Genomic DNA, 22,960 nt, shown 5'->3' on the forward strand with positions numbered 1-22,960 from the left:
TCACTTCTGTCCGTAGACGTTCTGGTAGCGCTCGTACAGGGCGTCGATGTCGGCCTGGGGGATCGGGACCGGGGTCCCCAGCTGCAGGGAGATGTGCACGGTGCGGGCGACGTCCTCGGCCATGACGGCGGCCTTGACCGCGGCCCGGGCGGAGCGCCCGATGGTGAACACGCCGTGGTTCTGCATGAAGACCGCCGGCGAGCGGTGGCCGGCCAGGGTGTCGACGATGCCGCGGCCGATCGAGTCGTCGCCGATCAGCGCGAACGGCCCGATCGGGATCGGCCCGCCGAACTCGTCGGCCATCGCGGTCAGCACGCAGGGCACCGGCTCGGCCCGGGCGGCCCAGGCGGCGGCGTAGGTGCTGTGCGTGTGCACCTGGCCGTTGACCTCGGGCATGTTCCGGTAGACGTAGGCGTGCGCGTCGGTGTCGGAGGAGGGCCCGCGGACGCCGTCCACGGCGACGCCGTCCAGGTCGCAGACGGTGATGCCTTCCCAGGTCAGCCCGTCGTAGTCGACGCCGCTGCCCTTGATGACGAACAGGTCCTCGCCGGGCACCCGCTCGCTGATGTTGCCCGCCGTCCAGGTGACCAGGCCGTTGCTGACCAGCAGGGCGTGCAGCGCGGCGACGTGCTCGCGCTGCTCGCGGTGGCTGCCGCGCTCCTCCCCGGCGGCTGCACGGACGGTCAGCCGGGCCGACGTCGGGCTGTCACACGCTGAGCACATCGGACTGCTCCTCGATCGCGGGCGCCTCGACCTCGGGCGCGACGGGGGTGGCGGTGGGGACCGCGCCGCCGGCGCGGCGGGCGGCGGCGTCGCGGCGGAGGGCGCGCAGGCGGTGCAGCACGTCGTTGCCGCCCCCGGGCTGGTCCTCGCCGCGGCCGAAGAAGTCGTGCAGGCGCCGGTACTCGGCGAACAGGACGTCGTAGCGGTCGGCGCGCTCGTCGTCGGGGGTGTAGACCCCGCGCAGCACCTTGCCCATCGCCCGCGACGCGGCGGGCACGTCGGGGTGCGCACCGGCGGCGACGGCGGCGTGGATGGCCGAGCCCAGCGCCGGGCCCTGGTCGGAGTCGATGGTCGACAGCGGCCGGCGGCACACGTCGGAGTACAGCTGCATCAGGAACTGGTTCTTGAGCAGCCCGCCGGCCACCACCAGCTCGGTGACCGGCACGCCCGAGCCCTCGAAGGCCTCGATGATCGTGCGGGTGCCGAAGGCGGTGGCCTCCAGCAGCGCCCGGTAGGTGTCCTCGGGCCGGGTGGCCAGCGTCTGGCCCAGCACCACCCCGGACAGCTCGGCGTCCACCAGCACCGACCGGTTGCCGTTGTGCCAGTCCAGGGCGACCAGGCCGTGCTCGCCGACCTCCTGCTGGGCGGCCAGCTCGGTGAGCAGCTGGTGCACGCTGATCCCGCGCTCGCCGGCGGCCTGCACGTAGGCCGGGGGCACGGAGGTGTCGACGAACCAGCCGAAGATGTCGCCGACGCCGCTCTGGCCGGCCTCGTAGCCGTACCGGCCGGCGGTGATGCCGCCCTCGACGACACCGCACATGCCGGGGACCTCGGCGAGGGTGTCGCCGTTCATCACGTGGCAGGTCGAGGTGCCCATGATGGCGACCATCTGGCCGGGCTCGATGGCCTGCGCGGCCGGGGCCGTGACGTGCGCGTCGACGTTGCCGACGGCGACCGCGATGCCCTCGGGCAGGCCGGTCCACTGCGCGGCCTCGCGGGTCAGCCCGCCGGCCCGCTCCCCCAGCTCGCCGATGCGGTGGTCGAGCTTGTCGTCGACGAAGCCGGCGAAGTCGGGGTTCAGCGCGGCCAGGTAGTCGCGCGAGGGGTAGCCGCCGTCCTGCCGGATGCCCTTGTAACCGGCGGTGCAGGCGTTGCGGACGTACTCGCCGCACAGCTGCCAGACGATCCAGTCGGCGGCCTCGACCCAGTGGTCCATGGCCGCGTAGACCTCGGGGTCCTCCTCGAGCAGCTGCAGGCCCTTGGCGAACTCCCACTCGCTGGAGATCAGGCCGCCGTAGCGCGGCAGCCAGGCCTCGCCCCGCTCGGCGGCGAGGGCGTTGATCCGGTCGGCGTGCGGCTGGGCGGCGTGGTGCTTCCACAGCTTCACGTAGGCGTGCTTGCGGTCGGCGAACTCCGGCAGCTCGCACAGCGGGGTGCCGTCGGCCGTGGTGGGCACCATCGTGCAGGCGGTGAAGTCGGTGGCGATGCCGACGACGTCGGCCGCGTCGACCCCGGCGTCGCGGACGGCGGCCGGCACCGCGGTGCGCAGCACGTCGACGTAGTCCGACGGCACCTGCAGCGCCCAGTCCGGCGGCAGCTGCTCACCGGTGCCGGGCAGCTCGCGGTCGACCACGGCGTGCGCGTAGGGGTGGGTGGCGCTGGCCAGCTCGGCCCCGTCGGACACCCGGACGACGACCGCCCGGCCGGACAGGGTGCCGTAGTCGACGCCCACCACGTACTGCTCGCTCATCACCAGCTCCTCCTGCGGTCCGCGACCGCCCGGTCGCACATGTTAGCGCTAACAAAGGTGGTTCGGAACACACCGGGCGACATCGCCGGTCAGCTGCGCGCGGGCCCCGTGGAGCTGCGCACCAGCAGCCGCGGCTCGACCAGGTCCGACCCGCCGTCCTCCCCGCCGATGCGGGCCAGCACCAGCTCCACGCCGCGGCGGCCGAGCTCGGCGAAGTCCTGCCGGACGGTGGTCAGCGGCGGGCTGAAGTAGGGCGCCTCGGGGACGTCGTCGAAGCCGACGACGCTGACGTCGCCGGGCACCGAGATGCCCTGCTCGTGCAGCGCGACCATGAGGCCCAGGGCCATCTGGTCGTTGCCGGCGAACACCGCGGTGATCGGCTCCCCGGCCCGGATGCGCTGCGCCAGGTCGGTGCCTGCCGCGTGGCCGGAGGAGGGCCACCAGTCGCCCAGCCACAGCTCCCCCGCCGGCGCGCCGGCCCGGGCCAGCGCTGTGCGCCAGCCCTGGATGCGGCGCCGCGCCTCGACCGAGTAGGACGGCCCGGCCAGGTGGTGCACGGTCGTGTGGCCGAGCTCGAGCAGGTGGTCGACGGCCAGCGCCGCGCCGGCCTCCTGGCCCACGGTCACCGTGCTGCCGTGGCCCTCGCCGCCCATCTGGACGGCGACCAGCGGCACCGGCGGGTCGACCTGCTCGAGGGCCTCCAGCGCCTGCAGCTCGGCGGTGTGCACCACGACCGCGTCCACCGACTGGGCGACGAACCGGTCGACCGCCTCGGCGATGGTCAGCCCGCCGGCCCGGTCGAGGATGGCCACCGACAGGGAGTACCCGGCCGCCCGGGCCGCCTGCTCCAGGCCGATCATCGTCTGCGCCGGCCCGTACTGGTCGACGTCGATGGTGATCAGGCCGATCGTCCGGGAGGACCCGGTGACCAGCGCCCGGGCCGCGGCGTTGGGCCGGTAGCCGAGCTCGGCGATGGCCTGCTGCACCCGCTCGCGGGTGCGCGGGGCCACGTTGGGGTGGCCGTTGACCACCCGGGACACCGTCTGGTGCGAGACGCCGGCCCGGGCGGCCACGTCGCTCATGACGAGGGGGCGGGCCGGGGCGGCTCCGGTCGTGTCGGTCGACACCGCTGGCTCCTCCCCGGCCGCCCGCCTCAGCGGCCGGAGCCGGCCCGGCGCTTGTTGTAGACGTCGAAGGCGACGGCCAGCAGCAGCACCAGGCCCTTGACCATCGACTGGATGGACTGGTCGACACCCATGAGCTGCATGCCGTTGCTCATGACGCCGACGAGCAGACCACCAACCATGGCGCCGACGACCGTGCCGACACCGCCGGTCACCGCGGCGCCACCGATGAAGGCCGCGGCGATGGCGTCCAGCTCGAAGCTGTTGCCGGCGCTGGGCTGTGCACCGTTGGACCGGGACGAGAACACGACGCCGGCCACCGCGGCCAGGAAGCCCATGTTCACGAAGATCCAGAAGTTGACGACCTTCACCTTGACGCCGGACAGCGTCGCCGCGGCCAGGTTGCCGCCGATGGCGTAGACCTGGCGGCCGAAGACGGTCCGCTTGGTGACCACGCCGTAGACCAGGATCAGCACGGCCAGGATGACCAGCACGTAGGGCAGGCCGCGGGCGGTGGCCAGCTGCCAGGCGAAGGCCATGACGACGGCGGCCACGACGACGATCTGCGCCACGAACAGCGGGAACGACGGGACCTGCTGGTTGTAGCGGACGCGGGCCTGGCGGGTGCGGAACTGGCTGAAGGCGTAGACGACCACCGCGACGCCGAAGATCAGCAGGGTGAACGCGTCGTAGCCGTTGCCGCCGAGCAGGCCGTTGCTGAAGCCCGAGGCGATCTTGCCGTACTCCGGGGTGAACGGGGACAGCGAGATGTTGTTGAGCACCTGCAGGGTCAGGCCGCGGAACAGCAGCATGCCGGCGAGGGTCACGATGAAGGCGGGGATGCCGACGTAGGCGACCCAGAACCCGTGCCAGGCACCGATGGCCAGGCCGACGGCGAGGGCGGCGAGCACGCCGACCCACCACGGCTGGTCGTGCCGGATGACCAGCACCGCCGAGACCGCCCCGGTCACCGCCACGACCGACCCGACCGACAGGTCGATGTGGCCGGCGATGATCACGATGACCATGCCGATGGCCAGGATCAGGATGTAGGAGTACTGCAGGACGATGTTCGTGATGTTGCCCGGGGAGAGCGAGGTGCCCCCGGTCAGGATCGCGAACAGCGCCACGACCACCACGAAGGCGATGTAGATGCCGCTGGTGCGCAGGTTGCGGCTCAGCAGCGTGCGGACGTCGCTGGTGCCGGTCCCGAGGGCGCCGGCGGTGGCGTTGTCCTTCTGCGCGGTGGCCGACTCGGCCTCGGGCTCCGACGTCGGGCCGACGGTCTGGGTCATCCGACGAGCTCCTTCTCCTGGGTCATGAGGGTCATGAGACGTTCCTGGTCGGCCTCGGCCACGGGCAGCTGCCCGGTGATCCGGCCGGCCGAGAGGGTGTAGACGCGGTCGCAGATGCCCAAGAGCTCGGGCAGCTCGGAGCTGATGACGACGACGGCCTTCCCGGCGGCGACCAGCTTGTTGATGATCGTGTAGATCTCGTACTTGGCGCCGACGTCGATGCCTCGGGTGGGCTCGTCGAGGATCAGCACGTCGGGGTCGGTGAGCAGCCACTTGCTCAGCACGACCTTCTGCTGGTTGCCGCCGGACAGCTTGCCCACGATCGACTTCACCGTCGGGGCCTTGATGTTCATCGACCGCCGACCCTCCTCGGCCGCCTTGGTCTCCTCGTTGGCGTCGACGAAGCCCCGGGTGGAGAGCTTGTCCAGCGCCGCCGCGGAGTTGTTGCGGGCGATGTCGTCGATGAGGTTCAGGCCGTACTTCTTGCGGTCCTCGGTGGCGTAGGCGATGCCGGCGTCGATGGCGTCGGCGACGGTGCGCGCGCGCACCTCCTTGCCGTGCATGAACAGCCGGCCCTCGACGAAGGTGCCGTAGGAGCGGCCGAAGATGCTCATCGCCAGCTCGGTGCGCCCGGCGCCCATCAGCCCGGCGATGCCGACGACCTCGCCGGCCCGCACGTCGAAGCTGGCGTGGTCGACCACGAGGCGGTCCTGGGTGGGGTGCTTGACCGTCCAGCCCTCGACCCGCATGACCTCCTCGCCCGGGTGCGACTCGCGCTCGGGGTAGTAGGAGTCCAGGGCGCGGCCGACCATGCCGCGGATGATGCGGTCGACGGTCACCGACTCGTCGGCCATGTCCAGCGTCTCGACCGTCTGGCCGTCGCGGATGATCGTGGTGTGGTCGGCGATCGCGTCGATCTCGTTCAGCTTGTGCGAGATGATGATCGAGGTGATGCCCTGGTCGCGCAGGCCGCGGATCAGGCCCAGCAGGTGCGCGGAGTCGGTGTCGTTGAGCGCCGCGGTGGGCTCGTCCAGGATCAGCAGCTTGACGTCCTTGGACAGCGCCTTGGCGATCTCCACCAGCTGCTGCTTGCCGACGCCGAGCTGGCCGACCGGGGTGGTGGGGTTCTCGTCCAGGCCCACCGACTTCAGCAGCTTGTCGGCCTCGGCGTTGGCGAGGTTCCAGTCGATGAGGCCGAACTTCCCGCGCTTCTCGCTGCCCAGGAAGATGTTCTCGGCGATCGAGAGGTAGGGCACCAGGGCGAGCTCCTGGTGGATGATCACGATGCCGGCGTGCTCGGAGTCGCGGATGCCGCCGAAGGACACGACCTGGCCCTCGAAGACGATCTCGCCCTCGTAGTCACCGGCCGGGTAGACCCCGGAGAGCACCTTCATGAGGGTCGACTTGCCGGCGCCGTTCTCGCCGCAGATCGCGTGCACCTCGCCGCGCTCGACGGACAGCGTCACGTCCTGCAGCGCCTTGACGCCGGGGAAGGTCTTGGTGATGGAGCGCATCTCGAGGATGGGGTCGGACATCGGACTCCGTCGTCTCGTCGTCGTTCTGTGTGCCGTGCTCGGTCGTGCCGTGCGGTGGAGCGGGTGGAGCGTGGAGCCGGCCGGGCCCGACAGCTGCGCTGCCGGACCCGGCCGGGTTCAGGGGCAGGTCAGTCGGTCTGACCCGCGTCGACCTCGGCCTGGGTGTAGTAGCCGCTGTCGATGAGCACCGACTGGATGTCGGCGGCGAAGACCGTCTGCACCGGGAGCAGGTACGACGGCACGACCTTCACGCCGTTGTCGTAGGTCTCGGTGTCGTTGGCCTCGGGCTCGTCGCCCTCGAGGAACGCCTTGGCAGCCGTGACGGCCTGCTCGGCCAGGTTGCGGGTGTCCTTGAAGATGGTCGAGCTCTGGACGCCGTCCTGGATCAGCTTGACCGAGGCGATCTCGGCGTCCTGGCCGGTGACGACCGGCAGGGCACGCGGGGTCGAGTCCAGGTTCGGGCCGTAGCCGGCGTTCTGCAGGGCGGTGATGATGCCGCGGGAGATGCCGTCGTAGGGCGACAGCACACCGTTGAGCACGGTGCCGTTGTTGTAGGAACCGGTCAGCAGCGTCTCCATGCGCGACTGGGCGGTCTCCTGCTGCCAGCGCAGCGTGGCGGCCTGCTCGATGTCGGTCTGGCCCGAGGGGACGACCAGCGTGCCGTCGTCGATCAGCGGCTGGAGCACGTCCATGGCGCCGTTGAAGAAGAAGAACGCGTTGTTGTCGTCCAGCGAGCCGGCGAACAGCTCGATGTTGAACGGACCGGCGGCGTCGGTGCGGTTGCCCGACTCGTCGAGCACGCCCAGGCCGGTGAGCAGCGCGGTGGCCTGCGCCTGGCCGACGGCGAAGTTGTCGAACGTGACGTAGAAGTCGACGTTCTCGCTGTCGCGGATGAGGCGGTCGTAGGAGATGACCGGGATGTTGGCGTCGGCAGCGGCCTGCAGCTGGCCCGAGAGGGCGGTGCCGTCGATGGCGGCGATGATCAGGAGGTCGGCGCCCTCGGTGATCATCTGGTCGATCTGCTGCGACTGGGTGGGGATGTCGTCGTTGGCGTACTGCAGGTCGACCTGGTAGCCGGCGTCCTCGAGCTGGGACTTGACGTTGTTGCCGTCGGCGATCCAGCGCTCGGAGGTCTGGGTGGGCATGGCCACGCCGATGGTGAGGTCGCCGGGGTCGGCGTTGGCGGTGTCGTTCCCGCCACCGCTGCCGGCACCGCCACCACCGCAGGCAGTGAGACCGACGGCCGCGACCGCACCGATGGCGGCCAGCCTGAGCTTCTTGCTCACGTGTTCTCCTTCACGAGACGTCTGCCGCCGGACACATCTCGGCGCTCAGGCCCGCAGCTGTGCGAGCGCTCACATTGTGAACGTTAACAACCGTATCCCGTCAAGGGGTTGTGGGCGCCAACCGGTCACGTTCTCGTAACGAACCCGACGTGCTGCGGCAACCCGTTCTCGCCCCGTTCGCGACGACGCCGCGCGATGCCGGTCACAGCAGCAGGCAACCGGGCGCAACCGGGCGGGCGTCCGCCCCGTCGTCCCACCCGTGCGGGTGGGTCCCGTCCGCCGCGCTCAACCGGGCACCCCCGCGCGCCGACACCAGGGGGAGCACGTCCCTGTGCCGGGAGCAACCCGGTCGGGACCACCGCAGACCGGAGACCCCGTGAGCGCCCTCCCCGCGCCCGTCGACGACCGGGGCCCCGGCTCGACCGGCCCCGGCCGGGCAGCGCGCTGGGCCGGGACCCGCGACCCGCGCTCGGCCGCCCGGCTGGCCGTCGCGGTCATGCTGCCCGCCGCGCTGGTGCAGGCCGGCTACGCGCTGCTCGCCGACCAGTCGGCGGTGGCCGACGTGGGCTCCTGGACGGCGGTCGTGCTGCTGGTCGCGGCCAGCGCGGTGCTGACCCGCACCGACCCGCACCGGTGGGACGACCGCGGCCTGCTCGCGCTGGTCCCGCTGCTGGGCGCGGTGGTGCTGGGGGTGCTGAACTGGATCACCGCCGACACCTCGGCCGCCGCGCAGGTCTTCGCCGTCCTGCCCACGCTGTGGGCCGCCTCGCAGCTGCGCCCGCCCGCCGCCTGGGTCGTGGCGGGCCTGTCGGGCACCTCGAACGCCGTCCTGGTGCTGCACCTGGAGCCGCTGGACCGCGCGGTGCCCGACGCCGTCTTCGTCGCCGCCACCCTGGTGCTGGCCACCGCCCTGCTGGCCCACGCCGGAAACCGCCAGGAGCGCCTGGTCGCCCGGCTGCGCGAGCAGGCCGGGGTCGACCCGCTGACCGGCCTGGTCGCCCGGCACGTGCTCGACGCCGCGGTCGACCGCGACCTGGCGGGGTCACCCGGCCCGGGCACCGCCCTGGTGCTGGTCGACGTCGACCGGTTCAAGGCCATCAACGACCGCTTCGGCCACCCGGCCGGCGACGACGCGCTGCGCCACCTGGGCCGGGTGCTCCGCGACGCCGTGCGCGACGGCGACGCGGTGGTGGCCAGGCTGGGCGGGGACGAGCTCGCCGTCCTGCTCACCGGCTGCCCGACCGACGTCGCCGAGCGCCGCGCCACCGACCTGGTGACCGCCGTCCGGGCGCACCCGCTGGTGCTGGAGGACGGCACCGTCCTGCCGATGAGCATCAGCGTCGGGGTCGCCCAGGTCCCGGCGCACGCGCAGGACGCGCGCACGCTCTACGCGGCCGCCGACCGCGCGCTCTACGTCGCGAAGCGGCGCGGCCGCGACCAGGCCTGCTCGGCCGGGAGCCCGGTCAGCGCAGCGTGACCTGGCGGGAGAGCAGGCCCGCCCGGGAGCGGCGCTCGTCGGCGGTCAGCGGCTCGTCGCGCCCGAGCGCGGCGGTCAGCCGCCGGTCCAGCTCGGTGGCCGGACCGGTCCAGTCGGTGGCGGGGACGTCGGCCGGCACGTCCCACACCGGGACGACCAGGCCGTGGGCCCGGAACGCGCCGGCGTACTTGGTCCCGGGGCCCAGGGTCAGCTCCTCGGCGCCACCGAGCCGGGCGAGGGCGTCGAGCAGCTGCTCCTCGGGCTCGGGCCGCACCCAGCGCAGGTGCGCGCGGTCGGTGGCCGGGCGGCACCAGTAGGCCGCGCCCAGGCCCTCGAGCAGCACGGTCGGGATGATCGCCTCGTTGGCCTGCTGGAGACCGGCCTGCGCGGCGGGACCGGCGCCGGTGCCCTCCAGCCAGAAGCCGAAGTCCTCGTGCACGGTGACCTCGAGCTCGGCGGCGGGGTCGAGCAGCTCCTGCAGCCGCGGACCGGCCGAGCCCTCGGCGCCGACCGGGCCCGGGTCGACCGGGCTGCCGGCCGGTGCCTCCAGCGCGGCGGCCAGGGCGGTGCCCAGGTCGCGGCTGACGTCGTCGGAGGAGGTGGCCAGCTGGACGCCGAGCAGCACCTCGCCGTTGGCCCGCACCAGCGCCGGGGCGCCACCGGGCAGCACGCTGGCCAGGGTCGCCGTCCGGCCGTCGGTGGTGGTCAGGGTGGCGGTGGCCGCCGGGACCAGCTCGCGCAGCGCGACCCAGTGCACCTCGCCGGGCAGGCCCTCGAAGGGCCGGCTGACCACGGGGGCGTAGGCCGACCCGTGGCAGTGCTTGTACTTGCGGCCCGACCCGCAGGGGCACGGCGCCTTGGGGTTGGGCGCCCCGTCGGCGGCGGCGGGGGCGGGACGGCGCTTGGTCTGCGTGCGGGCCATGCGCCCGACCCTATGCGGGCCCGGTGCACACTCGTCGGGTGCTGGACCTGACCGACCCGTCCTTCGTCGAGAACCCGTACCCCGCCTTCGCCGCGGCCCGCGCGCAGGCGCCGGTGCAGTGGGACGACGGCCTGGGCATGTGGCTGGCCTACGGGCACGCGGAGGCCAACGCGGTGCTGCGCACCCGGGCGCTGGGCCGGATCTGGACCGACCGCGCCCCGGCCGAGCGGTTCGGCCAGTTCAACCTGATCCACCGCAACGCGATCCTGGAGATGGAGCCGCCGGACCACACCCGGCTGCGCCGGCTGATCAGCGCCGCCTTCGCCCGCGGGCACGTCGAGCGGCTGCGGCCGTGGGTGGAGCAGCTGGCCGGCGAGCTGGTCGACGGCATGGTCGAGCGCTCCACCGCCGGCGAGCCGGTGGACCTGTTCACCGGGATGGCCGAGCAGCTGCCGGTCGAGGTGATCGCCGAGCTGCTGGGGGTGCCGCAGGCCGACCGTCCGCTGCTGCGGCCGTGGTCCAACGCGATCGTGAAGATGTACGAGTACGGCCGGACGACGCAGACCGAGGACGCCGCCGAGACCGCGGCCGCGGAGTTCGTCGCCTACCTGCGCGACCTGGCCGCCCAGCGGCGGCAGGCACCCGGCGAGGACCTGCTCACCCACCTGGTGACCGCCCGGGACGCCGACGGCGACCGGCTGACCGAGGACGAGCTGGTCACCACCTGCATCCTGCTGCTCAACGCCGGCCACGAGGCCACCGTGAACGTGACCGGCAACGGCCTGCTGGCGCTGCTGCAGCACCCCGACCAGCTGGCCCGGCTGCGCGCGGACCGCTCGCTGCTGCCCACCGCGATCGAGGAGCTCATGCGCTTCGACTCGCCGCTGCAGCTGTTCGAGCGCACCGCCACCGCCGACGTCGAGGTCGGCGGGGTGACCGTCGAGCAGGGGCAGAAGATCGCCGCGCTGCTCGGGTCGGGCAACCACGACCCGGCGGTGTTCGACGCCCCCGACACCCTGGACGTCGGCCGCACCGAGAACCCGCACATCTCCTTCGGCGCCGGCGTGCACTTCTGCATCGGGGCACCGCTGGCCCGGGTGGAGCTGCAGGCCTCCTTCGGCGCGCTGCTGGCCCGCACGTCGGTGCTGGAGCTCGCGGGTGAGGCGCGCCGCCGTCCGGAGTTCGTCATCCGCGGTCTGGCCGGGCTCCCGCTGACGTTGCAACGGTGACTACCCGCGGGTAGATCGTGTTGCCCGTCACTGGTTGGATGCGCCCATGCGCGGCCTCATGCAGCAGACGCCCCTGACGATCGACTCGATCTTCCGGTACACGGAGCGCCACCACGGCGACAAGACGATCGTGACGAACTCCCCCACCGGCCCGGTGCGGACGACGTACGCCGAGTGGGCCGTGCGCACCCGCAAGCTCGCCGGCGTGCTCGACACCCTCGGCATCTCCGCCGACGGCCGGGTGGGCACCTTCGCCTGGAACTCCGCCCGCCACCTGGAGCTGTACTTCGCCGTCCCGAGCACCGGGCGGGTGCTGCACACCCTCAACATCCGGCTGTTCCCCGAGCAGCTGACCTACATCGCCAACCACGCCGAGGACGAGGCCGTCTTCGTCGACCGCACCGTGCTGCCCCTGCTGTGGCCGCTCATCGACACCATGACCACGGTGCGGCACGTCGTGGTCATGGACGACGGCGGCGACAACGAGATCCCCGACGACCCCCGCGTCTCGCTCTACGAGGACCACATCGCCGCCGCCGAGCCGGTCGACTTCCGGGTCGAGGACGAGAACACCGCGGCCAGCATGTGCTACACGTCGGGCACCACCGGCAACCCCAAGGGCGTGCTGTACAGCCACCGCTCGACCGTGCTGCACACCATGGCCGTGGTGCAGCCCAACGTCTTCGGCATGGGCGAGACCGACGTCGTCATGCCGGTCGTGCCGATGTTCCACGCCAACGCCTGGGGCCTGGCGCAGGCCGCCCCCGCCGTCGGCGCGTCGATGGTCTTCCCCGGCCCGATGATGCAGCCCAAGGCGCTGGCCGACCTCATCGTCGACGAGGGCGTGACCTTCACCGCCGGCGTCCCCACCATCTGGCAGGGCGTGCTGCCGGAGCTGGCCGGCCGCGAGCACGTGCTGCGCGACATCGGCTGTGGCGGCTCCGCCGTCCCCATGGCCCTGTCCGAGGCCTACCGCGAGCGGGTCGGGCTGCCGATCCTGCAGGCGTGGGGCATGACCGAGACCCACCCCGTGGCCACCTCCGCCCGGCTCCCCCGCCGGCTGTTCGACGGCTCGGACGACGACAAGGCCGCCTACCGCGCGCGGGCCGGCATCCCGTTCATGGGCGTCGAGGTGCGCATCGTCGAGGCCGGCACCACCGACGAGCTGCCCTGGGACGACGTCGCCACCGGCGAGCTGCAGGTGCGCGGCTCGACCACCGCGCTGGACTACTACAACCCCGACGCCGGCGTGGAGCTGGCCACCCCCGACGGCTGGATGAGGACCGGCGACGTCGCGGCCATCGACCCGCACGGCTCGGTGCGCATCGCCGACCGGACCAAGGACCTGATCAAGTCCGGCGGCGAGTGGATCAGCTCGGTGGACCTGGAGAACGCGATCATGAGCCACCCGAAGGTCAAGGAGGCCGCGGTCATCGGCATCCCCGACCCGAAGTGGGACGAGCGGCCGCTGGCCTGCGTCGTCGTCGCCGAGGGCGAGGAGCTCACCGCCGACGAGGTCATCTCCCACATCACGCCGATGGTCGCCAAGTGGTGGCTGCCCGAGGCCGTGGAGTTCATCGACGAGGTGCCCAAGACCAGCGTGGGCAAGTTCTCCAAGAAGGACCTGCGCACCCGCTTCGCCGACTACCAGCGCTCCTGAACCGGCGGCCCGCCCGCCGTCACACGACGGTGGGCGGGTTGCCGGTCTCGCTGACCATCGGCCGGCCCGCGGCCTGCCACTCGCCCATGCCGCCGCCGACGTTGACCGCGTCGTAGCCGTTCGCGTTCAGCCAGGCGGCCACCCGCGCCGAACGCCCGCCGCCCCGGCAGGTCACGTAGAGCGGGTCGCCCTCGGGCAGGTCGTCGAGGCGGGCGGGGACCTCGCCCATCGGGATGTGGGTGGCGCCCTCGACGTGCCCGGCCACCCACTCGTCGTCCTCCCGGACGTCGAGCACGACGGCGTCGTCGGGGACCTGGCTGGCGGGCACGGTGGGGACCTGCTGCGGCATCGTCACGCAGCCCATGGTGGCCCACCCGGGAGGATGGGGCCCGTGCACCCCGACCCCGCGCGCTCGCCCGCCTGGACGCCGTCCCGCAACGCGATCGGGTTGTGGGCCGTCGAGGGTGCCGTCGGGACCCTGGTGCTGGCCCTGCTGGTGACCGGCCTCGAGGTCTTCCTCCCGTTGCCGACCTGGCTGGCGGTGCTGCTGCCGGTGCTGGTGGTGGTCGAGGGCGTGGTCTCGATCGGGGTGCGGCCGCGGCTGCGCTACCGGGTGCACCGGTGGGAGGTCACCGCCGAGGCGGTCTACACCCGCACGGGGTGGCTGTCGCGCACCTGGACGCTGGTGCCGGTCTCGCGGATCCAGACCGTCGACGTCACCCGCGGGGCGGTGCAGCAGCTGTTCGGCCTGGCCAGCGTGGCGGTGCTGACCGCGTCGTCGCAGGGCACGGTGCGCATCCCGCACCTGGACGCCGACGTGGCCGCCCGGGTGGCCGACGACCTGGCGCACCGGGCCGAGCTGGTCCGCGACGAGGCGACGTGAGCCCGGTGCGGACGTCGTGGCGGGTCGTGCTGGTGCACACGATCACGTTCAAGCAGGCCCGGCAGTGGGTGCCCGTGGTGCTGGGCATCGGGGCCCTCCGCGGGTTCACCGACGGACCGTGGGCGGTGGTGGCCATCGCGGCCGGCATCACCGTGGTGTCGCTGGCGACCGCCGTCCTGGCCTGGTGGCGGTTCAGCTACGCCGACGGGGACACCTCGGTGGTGGTCACCCGGGGCCTGCTGTCCCGCTCGGTGCGCACGGTGCCGCTGGACCGGGTGCGCGGGGTGGAGGTCGAGGCGCCGCTGCTGCACCGGCTGCTCGGGCTGGTCCGGGTGCGGGTCGACGCCGCGGCCGGGGCGGTGCAGGGCGCCGACGAGGAGCTGGTGGTCGACGGGCTGCCCCGCGCGGAGGCCGACCGGCTGCGTGCCCACCTGCTGGCCCGGCGGACGGCGCCGGCCGCCGACGCCCCCGACCTCCCCGCCGGGCCGGTGGAGCAGGAGCTGTTCCGCTTCGACAACCGCTGGCTGCTGTACGCCCCGCTGGTGGGCAGCTACCTGGCCGTCCCGCTGGCGGCGGTCGGCGCGCTGTTCCGGCTGGCCGACGAGCTGCCGCGGCGCTGGCGGCCCGACCTCGGCCGGCCCGACCTCACCGACACCGCCGTGGTGGCGGTCGCCGTGGCGGCGGTCGTGCTGGTGCTGCTGGTCGGGTCGGTGGTGGGCAGCGCGGTGGTCAACTGGCGGTTCCGGCTGACCCGCCGCGGCGGGTCGCTGGTCGCCGTCCGCGGCCTGCTCACCCGGCGGCACACCGAGCTGGAGGTCGACCGGATCCGCGGGTGCGCGGTGACGGAGGGCCTGGGCATGCGCTGGGTGCGCGCGGCACGCGCGACCGCGCTGGTCACCGGCCTGGGGGACGCCGCGCGGCGCGGCCAGCTGCTCCCGCTGGGCCCGCGCGAGCAGGCATGGGCGGTCACCGGCCTGCTGGTCGAGGACCCGGGGCCGCTGCGCCCGCACCCGCCGGCCGCCCGGCGCCGGCGCCTGGTCCGGGCCTGCGCGCCGGGGGCGGTGCTCCTGGTGGCCGGCGCGGTGCTGACCGCCACCGTCGGCTGGTGGTGGCTGCTGCCGGCCGGGGCCGTGCTGGCCGGGCTGGGCGTGCCGCTGGGGCTGGGCCGGTACGCCGCGCTGGGCCACGTCGCCGGTGCGCGGTCGTTCTCCCTGCGGTCGGGCTGGCTGGTCCGGGAGCAGGTGGTGCTGCAGAGGCGGGCCGTGGTCGGCTGGCAGGTGCAGCAGTCGTTCTTCCAGCGCCGGCAGGGCGTGGCCACCGTGGTCGCCGCGGTCGGCGCGGGTGCGGGCGGCTACCGGGCGCTGGACATCGGCGCCGCCGACGCCGCCCCCTTCGCCGAGGCGGCGTCGGGCCCCTGGGCGGCCACGCTCACCGGCTGAGCGCCGGGTGCCAGGCTGGGCGGGTGGACGTCGCCGAGCTGCTCGCGCCCCTGCCCCCGCTCACCGACGGCGGCCCCGCGGAGCTGGCCGGCGGGACGGCGGACGGGCTGCGGTTCGCCGACCTGGAGCCCACCGGGGAGGCCGGCCAGCTGCTGGAGTGCCTGCTGGAGGGGTGTGCGCTGGACGGGCTGTCGCTGGTCCGCGCCCGGCTCTCGACCACCGGGCTGCTCCGCTGCACCGCCACCGAGCTGCTCGCCCGCGACGGCACCTGGCTGGACGCCGTCGTCGAGGGCGGCCGGTACGGCGCGTTCACCGCGCACGGGGCGTCGTGGACCCGGGTGGTGCTGACCGGGGTGCGGGCGGACTACGTGAACCTGCGCGGGGCGACGCTGGTCGAGGTCGAGCTGGTCGACTGCACCCTGCGCGAGCTCGACCTGGGCGGGGCCGACCTGCGCCGTGTGCGGGTGGCCGGCGGGGAGCTGGGCACGCTGCACCTGTCCGGCGCCCGCTGCCGCGACGTGGACCTGACCGGCGCCGGGCTGCCGGACCTGGACGGCGTGACCGGCCTGCGCGGGGCCACGATCAGCGACGCGCAGCTGGCCGGCTGGTCGGGCGGGATGGCCGCCGAGCTGGGGATCCGCGTCGCCCGCTGACCCCCGGCGTCAGGGCAGGAGGGTGGCGGCCAGCGCCCGGGCGGCGCCGGGGTGATCGGCCGCCAGCAGGCCGGTGGCGGCCAGCACGTAGGCGGCGTCCACCACCACCTCGGTGCCGCCGAGCACGCCACCCGCCCCGCCGCGGTCGGCGGCCAGCCGGGCGACGACGGCGTCCCGGCCGGGCGCCGAGGCGTGCCGGAACACCCCGCCGGAGAGCACCACCAGGCCGACGCCGCGGGCCGAGGAGCCCCCGGGCCCGTAGGCGGCCTCCGCGCGCAGGTGCCGGCGCAGCGCCACGGTGGCCGCGGCCTCGCCCAGCGCCAGCGCGTCGTCGGCCAGCGGGGGCAGCGACTCCGCCGCCGCGGCCGCCCGCAGGTCCTCGACCGCGTGGTGCACGCCGAGGTCGCCCTCCACGGTGCGCCGGTGCGCGGGGACGCCGACGGCCTCCCGGCGCAGCGCGGCCTGCTCGGCGTCCAGGTCGGGCACGCAGTAGACGTCGGTGGTCGCGCCGCCGACGTCGAGCACCACCACGCCGGGCACCTCGGCGGCCGCCCGCAGCCCGGCCAGCACGACGACGCCGTCGAGCACCGCGTCGGGGGTCACCGCGCGCACCCACTGCCGCAGCCGCGGGTCGGCCGAGAGCTTGTCGCCGCCGATGACGTGCTCCAGGAACACCGCCCGGATCGCGGCCCGGGCGGGCTCGGGCACCAGCTCGCCGATGTCGGGCAGCACGTTGGCGCAGACGGTGACCGGCAGGCCGCCGTCCCGCAGCACGGCGGCCACCTCGTCGGCGACGTGCGCGTTGCCGGCCAGCACGACCGGGACGGAGCGGTCCTCCCCGGCCAGGGCCGCGGCGTTGTGCCGCAGCACCGCGGTGTCGCCGCCGTCGGTGCCGCCGACCAGCAGGACGACGTCGGGCCGGGCGGCACCGAGCGCGGCCAGCCCGGCGGCGTCGAGGCGGCCGGCGGCCACGTGCACCACCCGGGCGCCGGCCGACAGCGCCGCGCGGTGGCCGGCCTCGGCGCTGATCAGCTGCTCGTAGCCGACCACGGCCAGCCGCAGCCCGCCGCCGGCCGAGGAGCAGGCCCGGACGGGGACGTCACCGAAGCCGGCCGTCGCCTCGAGCACGCCGCGGACGACGTCGTCGAGCGTGGTGGGCGCCTGCGCGGTGGCACGCAGCTCCCCCGTGGTCAGGTCGACCAGCGCCGCCTTGGTGAACGTCGAGCCGATGTCCACGCAGGCGACGACGGCGTCCGGGCTGTCCACCCCGGCAACCTAGCCGGGGTGGACAGGTGCCTCAGTGCTGGACGGCCTTCTCGGCGCCGATGCCGGTCAGCGAGCGGACCTCGAGCTCGGCGTACTTGTCGGCGTCGGCCCCGCCCCGGTCCAGCACGGTGCCCAGCCAGCCCAGGAAGAAGGCCAGCGGGATGGACACCAGACCCGGGTTGTTCAGCGGGAACCAGGAGAACCCGTCGCCCTGGATGAGCGAGGGCGAGACCCCGGTGGTCGGGTTGACCGGCGCCCCCGACACGACCGGCGAGAAGACGATCAGCACCAGGCAGGAGATCAGCCCGCCGTAGATCGACCACAGCGCGCCGCGGGTGGTGAACCGCTTCCAGAACAGCGTGTAGAGGATCGTCGGCAGGTTCGCCGAGGCCGCGACGGCGAAGGCCAGCGCCACCAGGAAGGCGATGTTCAGCCCGGCCTGCAGCGCCAGGATGCCCAGCCCGATGGCGACCGCGCCGATGACGCAGGAGGTGATCCGGGCGACCCGGACCTCCTGCGAGCCGCTCGCCGTGCCCTTCTTGATCACCGAGTTGTAGATGTCGTGCGCGAAGGACGCCGACGCGGTGATGGTCAGCCCGGCGACCACGGCGAGGATGGTGGCGAACGCGACGCCGGCGATGATGCCCAGCAGCACGGTGCCGCCCAGCTCGAAGGCCAGCAGCGGTGCCGCGGAGTTCACCGCACCCGGCGCGGCCAGGATCCGGTCGGCGCCGACCAGGGCACCGGCGCCGTAGCCGATGACCAGGCTGAACAGGTAGAAGAACCCGATCAGCCAGATCGCCCAGACCACGGACTTCCGGGCGTCCTTGGCGGTGGGCACCGTGTAGAAGCGCATGAGCACGTGCGGCAGGCCCGCCGTGCCGAGCACCAGGGCCAGGCCGAGCGAGACGAAGTCGAGCTTCGAGGTGCCGGTGGCGCCGTACTGGCCCATCGGGGAGAGCACGTCGCGCGGGGTCGCCTGCTGCGTCGCGGTCTCGGCGGCGCCGCCGAGCAGCGAGGAGAGGTTGAACCCGTACTTGCCGAGCACCCACACCGTCATCACCAGCGCGCCGGCGATGAGCAGGGTGGCCTTGATCAGCTGCACGTAGGTGGTGCCGCGCATGCCGCCGACCAGCACGTAGAAGATCATCAGCGCGCCGACGACCACCACGACGAGGGCCTGCGCGCCCGCGCCGCTGATGCCCAGCAGCAGGGTGACCAGGCCACCGGCGCCGGCCATCTGGGCCAGCAGGTAGAACAGCGAGACCGCCAGCGTGGACAGCGCGGCCGCGGTGCGCACCGGGCCCTGCCGCATCCGGAAGGCCAGGACGTCGGCCATGGTGAACCGGGCGGTGTTGCGCAGCAGCTCGGCGACCAGCAGCAGCGCGACGAGCCAGGCGACCAGGAAGCCGATCGAGTACAGGAAGCCGTCGTAGCCGTAGACCGCGATGGCCCCGGCGATGCCCAGGAACGAGGCCGCCGAGAGGTAGTCGCCGGCGATGGCCAGGCCGTTCTGGGTGCCGGAGATGTTGCGGCCGGCCGCGTAGTAGTCGGCGGCGCTGGCGTTGCTGCGGCTGGCCCGGAAGGTGATGACCAGCGTGATGAGCACGAACACGGCGAAGATCGAGATGTTCACCGCGGGGTTGCCGATGGTCACTGCTGGCCCTCCGACCGGTACTCGTGGGCCTCGAGGCGGGTGCGCATCTCGTCGGCGATGGGGTCGGTGTTGCGCGCCGAGTAGGCGACGTAGGCCTGGGTGATCGCGAACGTGGTCACGAACTGGCCCAGGCCGAGCAGGATGCCGAGGTTGACGTCGCCGAACACGTGCGTGTTCATGAGGTCGACCGCGTAGGTGGAGAGCAGCACGTAGAGCAGGTACCAGGCCAGGAAGGCCACGGTCATGGGGACGGCGAAGCGCCGGAAGCGGCGCCGCAGCTCGGTGAACTCGGGCGAGTCCTGAGCCTGCCGGTACTCCTCGGGGGTGAGCAGCCGGCGTTCGGGTTCGGTCACGGGGGGTGCACCTCACTGTGGTTCCGCTGTGTGATCGCCGACACTAGAGGGTGGCTCCGACAACCGGTACGAGGACGTCACCGCCGGGCAACGTGGCGGGAACGCCGGTGCGGTCCGATGGTGCTGTGGCATCGAGCAGAGCCCTCTCCCGCCCCTCCCCCGGTGGCACCGGCTGGTTCCCCGTCGCCCGCGCCGCCGACGTCGGCGGCACCCCGCTGCTGGTCGGCGCCGGCGGCCGGCCGTGGGTGGTCGTCCGGCTGCGACCCGGCGGCGAGGTCACCGCCCTGTCGCCGCACTGCCCGCACCGGCTGCTCCCGCTCACCTCGGCCACCGTGGTCGGCGGCGACCTGCGCTGCGCCGGGCACGGGTGGACCTTCGCCGCCGACGGCCGGTGCCGCGGCGTGCCCGCGCTGGGCCCGGACGCCGTGCCGCCCCCGCGGGCCGACCTGTCCGCGCCCTGGGCGGTCGAGGAGCGCGACGGCTGGGTCTGGGTGGCCCCCGACCGCACCCTGCACCACCGCCCGCCCCGGGCGGTCGCCGGCACCACGGCCGAGCCGGTGCCCGCGCTGCCCGCGCCGTCCGGCCCGGTGCTGGGCAACGTGGCCCCCGCGCTGGGCCGCGCCTGGCACCCGGTGGCCCGTGCCGACGCCCTGGAGGAGGGTGGCTGGCTGTCGGTCCGCCTGCTCGGGGCCACCCGCACGCTGCAGCGGCGGGGCGGGGTGGTCACCGCCGAGCCGCCGGTGGCCGGCGTCCGGGAGCGGGACGGTGCCCTCTGGCTGGCCCCGGAGCCGCCCTGCGGCACCGACCTGCCCGCCGAGGTGTTCCCCGGGCGCACGCAGTGGCTGCCGGCGGTGCGCACCGGCACGCCCGCCGCGGTGCTGATGGACGCCGTCCTCGACCCGGGCGCCCCCGGCGTCGTCGCCGAGGTGGTGCCGGTGGCCGGCGGCTGCACGGCCCGGTGGGCCGACGGCGGGCGGCAGGTGGTGGTGCACCTGCGGGCGCCGTTCCAGCTGCGCCGCGACGAGACCCTGCCCGACGGCACCACCCGGTCGCTGCTGCTCCTGCTCCAGCCCGAGGACGCCGACTCCACCCTCGTGCACGCCCGGGTCGCCCTGGGCGGCCGGCCGGGCCGGGTGCAGCTGGCCGCCGAGGCCCAGCGGGTGGGGGCCGAGCTCGAGGCCCTCGACGGGGCGCTGCCGGTGACCGGTCTGCCGCTGACGCCGCGCGACGAGGTGCACCTGCCCACCGACCGGCTCGGCGTGGCCTACCGGCACGCCCTCGCCGACCTGCTGGTCACCGCCCGCGGGACCGCCCGCACCGAGGAGGACGACGATGTGGCCGCTGCCTGAGCCCCGCTGCCCCGCCGGCTGGGACCCCCCGTCGCTGGTCCGGCTGGCCCTGGACCACGGGACGGACGACCCGGCGGGTCAGTCGAGCTGGAGCGTGAGCACCGCGAGGTCGTCGGAGGCCAGCACGACCAGGTCGTGGACGGCATCGCAGACGGTGCGGGGGTCGGCCGACACCGGCAGCGACGCCCACCGCTGACGCAGCGCCGCCAGGCCCGCGTCGATGTCGCGGCCCGGGCCCTCGGCGCCGGGCTGCTCGATGAGCCCGTCGGTGTAGAGCAGCAGCTGGCTGCCCACCGGCACCTTGTGCACCGTGCTGGACCGCGGCGGCAGCAGGTCGGCCATCCCGGTGCCCAGCAGCAGGTCGTGGTCGTCGCAGAACAGGTCGACCGAGCCGTCGGGGGTGCGCAGCAGCACCGGCGGGTGCCCGGCGTTGGCGCACTCGACCACCCAGGCGTCGCCGCCGTCGGCCGGCGGGGTGGCCCGCAGCAGCGCCGCGGTGGCGATCACCGGCAGGCTCAGCACCTTCAGCAGCCGGTCGACGCGGGCCAGCACGATGTCCGGGGCCGGCTCGTCGGTGTCCCAGCAGGCGCTGCGGATGAGCCCGCGCAGCTGGCCCATCGCGGTGGCCGCGGTGATGTCGTGCCCGGCGACGTCGCCGATCACGATGCCGGTGGCCCCTCCGGGCATCGGGAGCAGGTCGTAGAAGTCGCCGCCCACGGCGGCCGCGGCCGAGGCCGCGGTGTACCGGGCGGCGGCGGTGATCCGCGGCAGGTCGGGCAGCTCGGGCAGCAGGGCGTGCTGCAGGGTCTCGGCGACCGAGGCCTCGCGGCTGTAGATGCGGGCGTTGTCCAGCGCCTGGCCGGCCCGCCGGCAGAGGTCCTGGGCGACGTCGAGGTCCTCGACCGAGAACCCGTGAGCCGCCTCGCGGACCAGGGTCATCGCGCCCCAGGTGCCCCGCTGCGAGGGCAGCGGCAGGGCCAGCAGCGAGCCGACCCCGAGCTGGGTGAGCACCTCGCCGTCGGTCAGGCCGCGGGCGTAGGGCTCCAGCGCCCGGTCGTCGAGGTCCTCGCGGAGCACCGGCTGGCCGGTGAGGAAGGCCTCCCGCACCGGCGCCGCCCGCGGGAAGGGCCGGCCGAGGTACGCGGCCTCCATCGCGTCCAGCAGCGGGCGGACGACGTCGCCGTCGCGGTGCAGGCTGGTGGCCGAGGTGATCAGGCCGTCGTCGTCGACCTGCCAGATGGACACCCAGTCGGCCAGCCGGGGCACGCAGAGGCGGGCCAGCCGGTGCTGCAGCTCGGCGGTGTCCAGGCTGCCGACCAGCTCGGTGGTCGCCTCGGCCATGAGGGCCATCCGGGCGCGGGCCTCCTCGGCGTGCCGGCGGGCGGTGCGCTCGGACTCGTGGGCGGCGTCGCGCTCGGCGTCGGCGAGGACCCGGCTGGTGACGTCGGACTGCACGCCGACGAAGGAGACGAGCTCGCCGGCGCCGTCGTAGACCGGCGAGATGGAGACGTGGTTCCAGAACGCGGTGCCGTCGGGCCGGTAGTTGAGCAGGGTGACCGCGGTGGACCGGCCGGCCGAGAGGTCGTCGACCATCTGCTGCACCGCGGCCGGGTCGGTGGCCGGGCCCTGCAGGAACTTGCAGTTGCGCCCGATCGAGTCCTCGAGGGAGTACCCGGTGACCTTGGTGAAGGACGGGTTGACCCAGACCAGCGGGTTCCCCTCCTGGCGCGGGTCGGAGATGGTGAAGCAGATGTCGGTGGCCAGCACCGCGCGCTCGCGCAGCGACTGCAGCACCGCCTCGGGGTCGTCGGCGCCGGTGGGCTGCTCGACCGGGAGGAACACCAGCAGCGAGAGCTGCTCGTCGTGCGCGCCCTCGCCCAGCGGGAAGCCGGTCGCCCAGACGACGGGGCCGCGGCTGTCGGCGGTGCCGCGGTCGGTGTCGGCGACGCCGTCGGTGCCGCGGATGCGCACCGGCTCGCCGGCCACCGGCTGCCCGGCCGCGACCCGGGACAGCGGCGCGGAGGTCTCGGTCAGCGGGTTGCCGTCGACGTCGGTGACCCCGGCGGCGGCCGTCCACGCGTCGACGGCCACCGGCAGGCCGACGTCGCCGGCGAGCTCGAGGGCGGCGGTGTTGGCGTAGGTGACCTGCCCGTGGGACCGGTCGACCAGCAGGACGGCGATCGGGGAGTCGCCCAGCACCCGCGGCAGCGCGGTGGCGCCGGGGCTGGCACCGATCACGGACAGGGCCTGGCTGGCGTCGTCGACGACGGACTCCTGCATCTTCGTGTCGACGACGTTGGGCACGCCGGACCCGACGACGTCGCCGTTCACCATGGGTGCAGAGTAGATCGTTTGCGCA

19 protein-coding genes are annotated in these 22,960 nt (G+C 74.1%); 7 read left to right on the forward strand and 12 right to left on the reverse strand.

What is annotated here, in order from left to right:
• The 6 genes from BM158_RS11790 to chvE form a co-directional block, all read right to left on the reverse strand.
• Complete coding sequence (locus BM158_RS11790; RefSeq protein ID WP_091558326.1) at positions 1-723, reverse strand: L-ribulose-5-phosphate 4-epimerase; 723 nt, start codon at positions 721-723, stop codon at positions 1-3.
• On the reverse strand, positions 707-2,473 hold the full coding sequence (gene araB / locus BM158_RS11795; RefSeq protein WP_091558329.1) for a ribulokinase: 1,767 nt from the start codon (positions 2,471-2,473) through the stop codon (positions 707-709). The genes BM158_RS11790 and araB overlap by 17 nt, the downstream gene beginning before the upstream one ends.
• 89 nt (positions 2,474-2,562) lie before the next feature.
• A complete protein-coding gene (locus BM158_RS11800) occupies positions 2,563-3,600 on the reverse strand; it encodes a LacI family DNA-binding transcriptional regulator (RefSeq protein WP_229827675.1) in 1,038 nt (345 codons plus the stop codon).
• A gap of 26 nt (positions 3,601-3,626) precedes the next feature.
• The gene (mmsB, locus tag BM158_RS11805; protein WP_091558332.1) at positions 3,627-4,892 is read right to left on the reverse strand and encodes a multiple monosaccharide ABC transporter permease; all 1,266 of its coding nucleotides are present in this window, start codon (positions 4,890-4,892) and stop codon (positions 3,627-3,629) included.
• Positions 4,889-6,427, reverse strand: coding sequence for a multiple monosaccharide ABC transporter ATP-binding protein (mmsA, locus tag BM158_RS11810; protein ID WP_091558335.1), 1,539 nt, complete (start codon positions 6,425-6,427; stop codon positions 4,889-4,891). The genes mmsB and mmsA overlap by 4 nt, the downstream gene beginning before the upstream one ends.
• Positions 6,428-6,555: 128 nt before the next feature.
• A complete protein-coding gene (gene chvE, locus BM158_RS11815; RefSeq protein ID WP_091558339.1) occupies positions 6,556-7,713 on the reverse strand; it encodes a multiple monosaccharide ABC transporter substrate-binding protein in 1,158 nt (385 codons plus the stop codon).
• A 376-nt stretch (positions 7,714-8,089) separates the two neighbouring features.
• Here chvE and BM158_RS11820 point away from each other — a divergent pair, with 376 nt between their 5' ends.
• Positions 8,090-9,190, forward strand: a complete 1,101-nt coding sequence (locus BM158_RS11820) for a GGDEF domain-containing protein (protein ID WP_091558342.1) — start codon at positions 8,090-8,092, stop codon at positions 9,188-9,190.
• Here the strand turns inward: BM158_RS11820 and BM158_RS11825 are convergent.
• A complete protein-coding gene (locus BM158_RS11825) occupies positions 9,177-10,112 on the reverse strand; it encodes a DUF5926 family protein (RefSeq protein WP_091558345.1) in 936 nt (311 codons plus the stop codon). The two genes, BM158_RS11820 and BM158_RS11825, sit on opposite strands and share 14 nt — an antisense overlap.
• Positions 10,113-10,150: 38 nt before the next feature.
• Here BM158_RS11825 and BM158_RS11830 point away from each other — a divergent pair, with 38 nt between their 5' ends.
• Together BM158_RS11830 and BM158_RS11835 are read left to right on the forward strand one after the other, a co-directional pair.
• Positions 10,151-11,341, forward strand: a complete 1,191-nt coding sequence (locus tag BM158_RS11830; protein WP_091558348.1) for a cytochrome P450 — start codon at positions 10,151-10,153, stop codon at positions 11,339-11,341.
• 46 nt (positions 11,342-11,387) lie between these two features.
• Positions 11,388-13,001, forward strand: coding sequence for a long-chain fatty acid--CoA ligase (locus tag BM158_RS11835; RefSeq protein ID WP_091558351.1), 1,614 nt, complete (start codon positions 11,388-11,390; stop codon positions 12,999-13,001).
• Between the two features lie 19 nt (positions 13,002-13,020).
• Here BM158_RS11835 and BM158_RS11840 read toward each other — a convergent pair whose 3' ends face one another.
• Entirely contained in the window at positions 13,021-13,350 is a 330-nt protein-coding gene (locus BM158_RS11840; protein ID WP_229827745.1) for a rhodanese-like domain-containing protein, read from the reverse strand.
• 33 nt (positions 13,351-13,383) lie between these two features.
• Between BM158_RS11840 and BM158_RS11845 the strand changes: the two genes are divergently transcribed.
• Genes BM158_RS11845 through BM158_RS21790 form a run of 3 tightly spaced genes read left to right on the forward strand, consistent with a single transcriptional unit; the run spans position 13,384 to position 15,976 of the window.
• A complete protein-coding gene (locus BM158_RS11845; protein ID WP_091558358.1) occupies positions 13,384-13,884 on the forward strand; it encodes a PH domain-containing protein in 501 nt (166 codons plus the stop codon).
• Positions 13,881-15,323, forward strand: a complete 1,443-nt coding sequence (locus BM158_RS11850; protein ID WP_091558361.1) for a PH domain-containing protein — start codon at positions 13,881-13,883, stop codon at positions 15,321-15,323. The genes BM158_RS11845 and BM158_RS11850 overlap by 4 nt, the downstream gene beginning before the upstream one ends.
• Positions 15,324-15,346: 23 nt before the next feature.
• Complete coding sequence (locus BM158_RS21790; protein WP_165628902.1) at positions 15,347-15,976, forward strand: pentapeptide repeat-containing protein; 630 nt, start codon at positions 15,347-15,349, stop codon at positions 15,974-15,976.
• A 9-nt stretch (positions 15,977-15,985) separates the two neighbouring features.
• Here BM158_RS21790 and BM158_RS11860 read toward each other — a convergent pair whose 3' ends face one another.
• The 3 genes from BM158_RS11860 to BM158_RS11870 are packed head-to-tail and all read right to left on the reverse strand — an operon-like array spanning position 15,986 to position 19,252.
• Complete coding sequence (locus BM158_RS11860) at positions 15,986-17,242, reverse strand: glutamate mutase L (RefSeq protein ID WP_091558368.1); 1,257 nt, start codon at positions 17,240-17,242, stop codon at positions 15,986-15,988.
• Positions 17,243-17,273: 31 nt separating this feature from the next.
• On the reverse strand, positions 17,274-18,899 hold the full coding sequence (locus BM158_RS11865) for a solute symporter family protein (protein WP_091558371.1): 1,626 nt from the start codon (positions 18,897-18,899) through the stop codon (positions 17,274-17,276).
• Positions 18,896-19,252, reverse strand: coding sequence for a DUF485 domain-containing protein (locus BM158_RS11870; RefSeq protein WP_091558374.1), 357 nt, complete (start codon positions 19,250-19,252; stop codon positions 18,896-18,898). The genes BM158_RS11865 and BM158_RS11870 overlap by 4 nt, the downstream gene beginning before the upstream one ends.
• A 125-nt stretch (positions 19,253-19,377) precedes the next feature.
• Here BM158_RS11870 and BM158_RS11875 point away from each other — a divergent pair, with 125 nt between their 5' ends.
• Entirely contained in the window at positions 19,378-20,601 is a 1,224-nt protein-coding gene (locus BM158_RS11875) for a Rieske 2Fe-2S domain-containing protein (RefSeq protein WP_229827673.1), read from the forward strand.
• A 78-nt stretch (positions 20,602-20,679) separates the two neighbouring features.
• On the opposite strand, the gene BM158_RS11880 is transcribed toward BM158_RS11875, so the two are convergent.
• Positions 20,680-22,935 carry a SpoIIE family protein phosphatase gene (locus BM158_RS11880; RefSeq protein WP_091558379.1) on the reverse strand — a complete coding sequence of 752 codons (2,256 nt, stop codon included), beginning with the start codon at positions 22,933-22,935 and terminating at the stop codon, positions 20,680-20,682.
• Positions 22,936-22,960: the final 25 nt, after the last annotated feature.

The sequence above is a fragment of the Klenkia taihuensis genome, assembly GCF_900112525.1.
Taxonomy (GTDB): domain Bacteria; phylum Actinomycetota; class Actinomycetes; order Mycobacteriales; family Geodermatophilaceae; genus Klenkia; species Klenkia taihuensis.

Bases quoted from the DNA above. Each gene is read 5' to 3' on its own strand.
- BM158_RS11790 (WP_091558326.1), bottom strand. From the start codon at position 723: ATGTGCTCAGCGTGTGACAGCCCGACGTCGGCCCGGCTGACCGTCCGT.
- araB (WP_091558329.1), bottom strand. From the start codon at position 2,473: ATGAGCGAGCAGTACGTGGTGGGCGTCGACTACGGCACCCTGTCCGGC.
- mmsB (WP_091558332.1), bottom strand. From the start codon at position 4,892: ATGACCCAGACCGTCGGCCCGACGTCGGAGCCCGAGGCCGAGTCGGCC.
- mmsA (WP_091558335.1), bottom strand. From the start codon at position 6,427: ATGTCCGACCCCATCCTCGAGATGCGCTCCATCACCAAGACCTTCCCC.
- BM158_RS11825 (WP_091558345.1), bottom strand. From the start codon at position 10,112: ATGGCCCGCACGCAGACCAAGCGCCGTCCCGCCCCCGCCGCCGCCGAC.
- BM158_RS11835 (WP_091558351.1), top strand. From the start codon at position 11,388: ATGCGCGGCCTCATGCAGCAGACGCCCCTGACGATCGACTCGATCTTC.
- BM158_RS11840 (WP_229827745.1), bottom strand. From the start codon at position 13,350: ATGCCGCAGCAGGTCCCCACCGTGCCCGCCAGCCAGGTCCCCGACGAC.
- BM158_RS11845 (WP_091558358.1), top strand. From the start codon at position 13,384: ATGGGGCCCGTGCACCCCGACCCCGCGCGCTCGCCCGCCTGGACGCCG.
- BM158_RS11880 (WP_091558379.1), bottom strand. From the start codon at position 22,935: ATGGTGAACGGCGACGTCGTCGGGTCCGGCGTGCCCAACGTCGTCGAC.